The sequence below is a fragment of the Pseudoflavonifractor sp. 60 genome, assembly GCF_009911645.1.
Taxonomy (GTDB): Bacteria; Bacillota; Clostridia; order Oscillospirales; family Oscillospiraceae; genus Lawsonibacter.
On the sequence record NZ_QWKI01000294.1, the window covers coordinates 1 to 5,244 of the forward strand.

The window sequence follows — 5,244 nt, forward strand, 5'->3', positions numbered from 1 at the left end:
TGAGCTCTGCGAAGCAGGGCCATAAAACAGCAGACTAGGGTCGTCCCACCCTACAAAAGATACTTTACGAATTAAAGTGACAAATTTTCTCACTTGATTTTCACCAGAAGTCGTGGCATAATCAGTGTTGCCGCTCCTTCTTGGTGTGGTAAATAGAGTGTTGGCGCGTTCGTCAGGGTCGCCAGCACTCTATTTTTCTTTGCCGGCGACTCTGCGTACCGATTTGCGGAATATGGGGCTGTAGTTCCACATAGCTCTGCCCTTTCTGCCAGTCACCTTTCAGGAGCCTCCCCGGGATAAAAAAGACTACGGCGAAAACTCGCCGTAGTCCAATGGTGCAGTTAAGCAATCCATATCCGAACCGGATTTTTCCATCACTGAGGAGGCTTTGAGGTCGTCAAATGTAATCGTGTCCGTCCCTTCCTTGTAGTTGAAGGTTATTACCATCTTGTCATCATAGAGGAAAATCGCGTTGACGAACGTATCAATCAACATCTTCCGATGAGATTTCTGCCGCACATCCAGCTTGCGGAAGCGGTGGAGCCAGAAGGTCATAAACTCGGCGCTGATCTTGGGTTTCGCCAGTTTCTCACAGGCGATCTTTGTTTCCAGTTCTTCTTTCGTGGCCTCCAGTTCTTCCAGACGCCCCTTCGTGGACTTGGTGAGGATGCCCTGCTGAATAGCGTTGAGCAAATTCTGGATGCCCAGATCTGCCTCCCGAAGCTGTCGCTCGTACAAAGGAAGGTTGACATTCTCCTGCTCCTGTAATTCCATGAGCATAGCGACAATGGCTTCGATGGCGTTATCGTCCATCACCATCTTCATGGTTTCGCTGACTACCAAATCCTCGATCCAATCCTTCTTGACGGACTTCTTGTGACAGTCCGTCCGTTTCTTTTTAACGGACACGCATTTGTAATAGCGGTGGGTGTTCCCCGTGTGGCTGGTGCCGCTCTCGCCGCAGAGGTAAGCCCCGCAGTAACCGCAGAACAGCTTGGTCGTCAGCAGATAATCTTCCTCCGCCTTGTGCCGGGCAGGAGCTTTTTTGTTCTTTGCCAGCCGTTCCTGTACTCGCTCAAAAAGCTCTTGGGGAACAATGGCGGGGATGCCATCCGGCACGATGATGTCCCGGTAACTGTACTCCCCGATGTAGCGGCGGTTGTGCAGGAGATGATGGATACTGTTGTAGGTTAAGGGCTGACCTCTTGTGTTTTTCATGCCGCGTTCATTCAGGTAGTCACGGATTTCTTTCATGGTCGCGCCCTCGGCGTACTGCTTGAACGCCTCCAACACAAAGGGTGCGGTCAGCGGGTCAAGCTGGAAATACTGCTCGCTGTCGATCATATACCCGATGGGCAACGTCCCGCCGTTGTACTTGGATTTCAGGGCGTTTTCTGTCATGCCCCGGACTACCTTTTCGGATAAATCGGCGGAGTAATATTCGGCGTAGCCTTCCAGAATGATGCCCTCCGCTCCGTCAGAAATGACCTCAGTAGCGGACACTACCTTGACACCGTTCTTTTTCAGCGTTGCCTTGTATCTGGCACTGTCGTAGCGGTTCCGGGCGAACCTGTCCAGCTTCCAGACGATCACCATGTCAAACAGCCGCTTGCCGCTGTCTTTAATCATATTCTGAAACTCTGGGCGGTTGTCGGTTTTAGCGGAGAAGGCTCGGTCAATGTAATGACGTAGGATGGTGATACCGTTCTTCTCAGCAAAGGCAGTACACTCTCGGATTTGGCCCTCGATGCTTTCTTCTCGTTGATTGTCGCTGGAATATCGGGCGTAAATCACTGCTTTCATCCTCTCGCCTCCCCCAGCATTTCAAAGACCGTCTGCTTCAATCTTTCGTTCATGGCCGACCCAGGGTCAAAGCACATCTCCACGAACTTCTGCATTTCTGGGTCGCTGGTAAGATCGGGCCTGTATTTGTATAGCTTACCCTGCGGTTCATCGCACCGTCCGAAAATGTAATCCAACGATACATCGAAATAATCTGCGTAGCCCCGCAAAACTGAGAATGGCGCTGCCGTCTGCCCATGCTCATAACGATTGACCGCAGGTTGACTCGCTCCCAGCAGTTCTGCCATTTTTGCCTGTGTCAAATGAGCTTTCTCTCGTAAAAATTTAAGCCGCTGTCCAACTAAGACCATCTTTACCCTCCCCTTGAAGTTGATAAACATATTATAATTCAGAAAAGGGATTTTGTCAACTCTATATTTGAATTTCCTTGATAAAAAGCGTCCCGCCAGGGGGACGCGCAGCCGCACAATTTATTGTGCGTTCGGGGTTTGGGGCTGGCCCCAACAAGCGGCAAGCAGGCGTGTGGCCACACATGCCCTGCTTGCCAGTTTGCAAAGTGGGTACCGCTTTGCCCTGCTTGCCGGTTTTGAAAACTGCCGTTTTGCCCTTGCTCATAGCTATTGGTCTGTGGTATGATAGAGACAGCCAAAATGTGGAGGACAGAGCTATGACAGATGCAGAACGGCGTACCGCCGCCGCTAAATTTGTGGCAGACTGGAAGGGCCGGGGCGATGAAAAACAGGAAACACAGCGTTTTTGGATTGCCCTTCTCCAAAATGTCTATGGTATAGAACAGCCCACGGAAATTATTGAGTTTGAAAAGCGGGTGGATGTCGTGAACAATGACGGCACGACTACCACAAAATACATTGATGGCTATATCCCTGCTACCCGAACGCTGATCGAGCAAAAGGGGATGAAGATCGACCTAAAAAAGGGAGAGCGCCAGTCTGATGGCGCTATGCTCACGCCATTCCAGCAGGGACGGCGGTATGGCGGTTTCCTGCCTAATCCAGAGCAGCCTCGTTGGATCGTCGTATGTAACTTCCGGGAATTTCAAATCCACGACATGAACCGGCCCAATGAAGAACCGGAGATTCTTGCCCTCGTTGACCTCGAAAAGGAATTTCATCGGCTGGACTTTCTGGTGGACACTGGCAAGGAGCATATCAAAAAGGAGATGGAGGTTTCCCTCCAGGCCGGTGAACTGGTGGGGGTGCTTTATGATGCCCTTTTGAAGCAGTACAAGGACCCCAGCGACCCGGAAACGCTGAAAAGCCTCAACAAGCTGTGTGTCCGGCTGGTGTTCTGCCTCTACGCCGAGGACGCCGGTATCTTCGGCAGCAAGAGTATGTTCCACGATTACTTGGAGCATCACCGAACAGAAGTTCGGAGGGCGTTAATCAACCTGTTCCATGTCCTCGACCAGGACATTGGACAGCGGGACAAATATCTGGATGATGACTTGGCAGCGTTCCCTTATGTGAACGGCGGTCTGTTCGCTGACGAGGACATTGAGATACCCCGTCTGGGCGATGAAGTCATTGACCTGATCTTGCGCCGGGCCAGCGAGGACTTCGACTGGAGTGATATCAGCCCCACCATTTTTGGGGCCGTCTTTGAGAGCACCCTTAATCCAGAAACACGGCGCTCTGGCGGGATGCACTACACCAGCATTGAGAATATCCATAAACTCATTGACCCGCTGTTTCTGGATGGGCTGAAAGCGGAGTTTGAGGAAATCGCGGCGGTCACAGTGGAACGCACCCGCAAGGCAAAGCTGGAGGCTTTTCAGCGGAAACTTGCCGAACTGAAATTCCTTGACCCGGCCTGCGGCTCCGGGAACTTCCTCACCGAAACCTATATTTCTTTGCGGCGGCTGGAGAATGAAACAATCTCCCTGCTGCATAAGGGCCAAATCATGCTGGATATGGGCAATCCCATTCAAGTTTCTATTGGACAGTTTTACGGCATTGAGATCAACGACTTTGCCGTGACCGTGGCTAAGACTGCCCTATGGATCGCGGAAAGCCAGATGATGAAGGAAACCGAGGATGTAGTACACATGACCTTGGACTTCCTGCCGCTGAAATCCTACGCCAACATCACCGAGGGAAATGCCCTGCGGATAGACTGGGAGAGCGTTGTTCCCCAATATGAGCTGAACTACATTATGGGTAATCCTCCCTTTGTTGGCGCTCGCATGATGGGCGCAGAACAGAAAGCCGATGTAAATACCATCTTCCCTGGCTGGAAGAACGCTGGCAATCTGGACTATGTTTCCTGCTGGTATAAGAAAGCTGCTGACTTAATGGCCGGAACGTCTATCCGTTCTGCTTTGGTGTCCACCAATTCCGTGACCCAGGGTGAGGCTGTTGCAAACCTCTGGAAACCGCTTTTTGAGGCTGGCGTACATATCGACTTTGCCCACCGAACTTTTCGCTGGGACAGCGAGGCCAAAATCAAGGCTCATGTTCATTGTGTCATTGTAGGTTTTAGTACAGCGCCCAATTCGCAGCCCAAAATACTATTTTCGGCAGATAGGCCTCAGGTAGTACAGAATATCAACGGATACCTTGTGGATGCAGAAAATATTTTTGTTGGGAGTCGTAATAAACCGCTTTGTGATGTTCCACAAATTGGTATTGGAAACAAGCCCATTGATGGAGGTTTCTATCTTTTTGAACAGGATGAGATGATCGCTTTTTTAGAAAAAGAGCCTTCCGCCGCACAATATTTTCATCCATGGTACGGAGCTTATGAATTTATCAATCGTAAACCTCGATATTGCCTTTACTTGCGGAATTGTCCCCCTAATGAACTCAGGAAAATGCCGGAGTGCGTAAAACGAATTGAGGCAGTAAGAGAATATCGGCTAAAAAGCAAAAGCCCTGGTACAGTGAAACTTGCAGATACACCTGCAAGTTTTCATGTCACCAATATGCCAACAGGGTCATACATTGTTATTCCGCAAGTTTCCTCTGAGCGGAGGCGGTATATCCCAATGGGGTATATGGATGACGGTGTATTGTGTAGCGATAAGGTTAGAATTATGCCAGCAGGCACTCTTTACCATTTTGGAATTTTGGAGTCTAATGTCCATATGGCATGGATGCGAACTATTTGTTGTCGCTTAAAGAGCGATTACAGTTATACAGTCAATGATGTTTACAACAACTTCCCCTGGCCCACGCCTACCGACGCCCAAAAAGCAAAAATCGAGCAGACCGCCCGGGCCATCCTGGATGCCCGCGCTCTGTACCCGGATGCCAGCCTTGCCGATCTCTACGATGAAACGACCATGCCGGTAGAGTTGCGCCGTGCCCACCAGAACAATGACCGGGCCGTAATGCAGGCGTATGGTTTTAGAAACTGTATTCACAAGCGGATAAAACGGTGGTAAGATAGGATACATGGAAGAAAAAGGGCGAGAGTCGTATC

Annotated in this window: 3 protein-coding genes; 1 reads left to right on the forward strand and 2 read right to left on the reverse strand. The window is 50.3% G+C overall.

Annotated elements, in window-relative coordinates; genetic code table 11:
* Nucleotides 1-306: 306 nt before the first annotated feature.
* Nucleotides 307-1,803 (reverse strand): recombinase family protein, encoded by a 1,497-nt coding sequence (locus D1646_RS21750; protein WP_160638431.1) that lies wholly within the window; start codon nt 1,801-1,803, stop codon nt 307-309.
* A complete protein-coding gene (locus D1646_RS21755) occupies nt 1,800-2,153 on the reverse strand; it encodes a helix-turn-helix transcriptional regulator (protein WP_160638432.1) in 354 nt (117 codons plus the stop codon). The genes D1646_RS21750 and D1646_RS21755 overlap by 4 nt, the downstream gene beginning before the upstream one ends.
* Before the next feature lie 317 nt (nt 2,154-2,470).
* On the opposite strand from D1646_RS21755, the gene D1646_RS21760 reads away from it, so the two are divergent.
* Nucleotides 2,471-5,206: an SAM-dependent DNA methyltransferase gene (locus D1646_RS21760; RefSeq protein WP_160638433.1), complete on the forward strand. Its 2,736-nt coding sequence runs from the start codon at nt 2,471-2,473 to the stop codon at nt 5,204-5,206.
* Nucleotides 5,207-5,244: the final 38 nt, after the last annotated feature.

Bases quoted from the DNA above. Each gene is read 5' to 3' on its own strand.
- D1646_RS21750 (WP_160638431.1), bottom strand. From the start codon at position 1,803: ATGAAAGCAGTGATTTACGCCCGATATTCCAGCGACAATCAACGAGAA.
- D1646_RS21755 (WP_160638432.1), bottom strand. From the start codon at position 2,153: ATGGTCTTAGTTGGACAGCGGCTTAAATTTTTACGAGAGAAAGCTCAT.
- D1646_RS21760 (WP_160638433.1), top strand. From the start codon at position 2,471: ATGACAGATGCAGAACGGCGTACCGCCGCCGCTAAATTTGTGGCAGAC.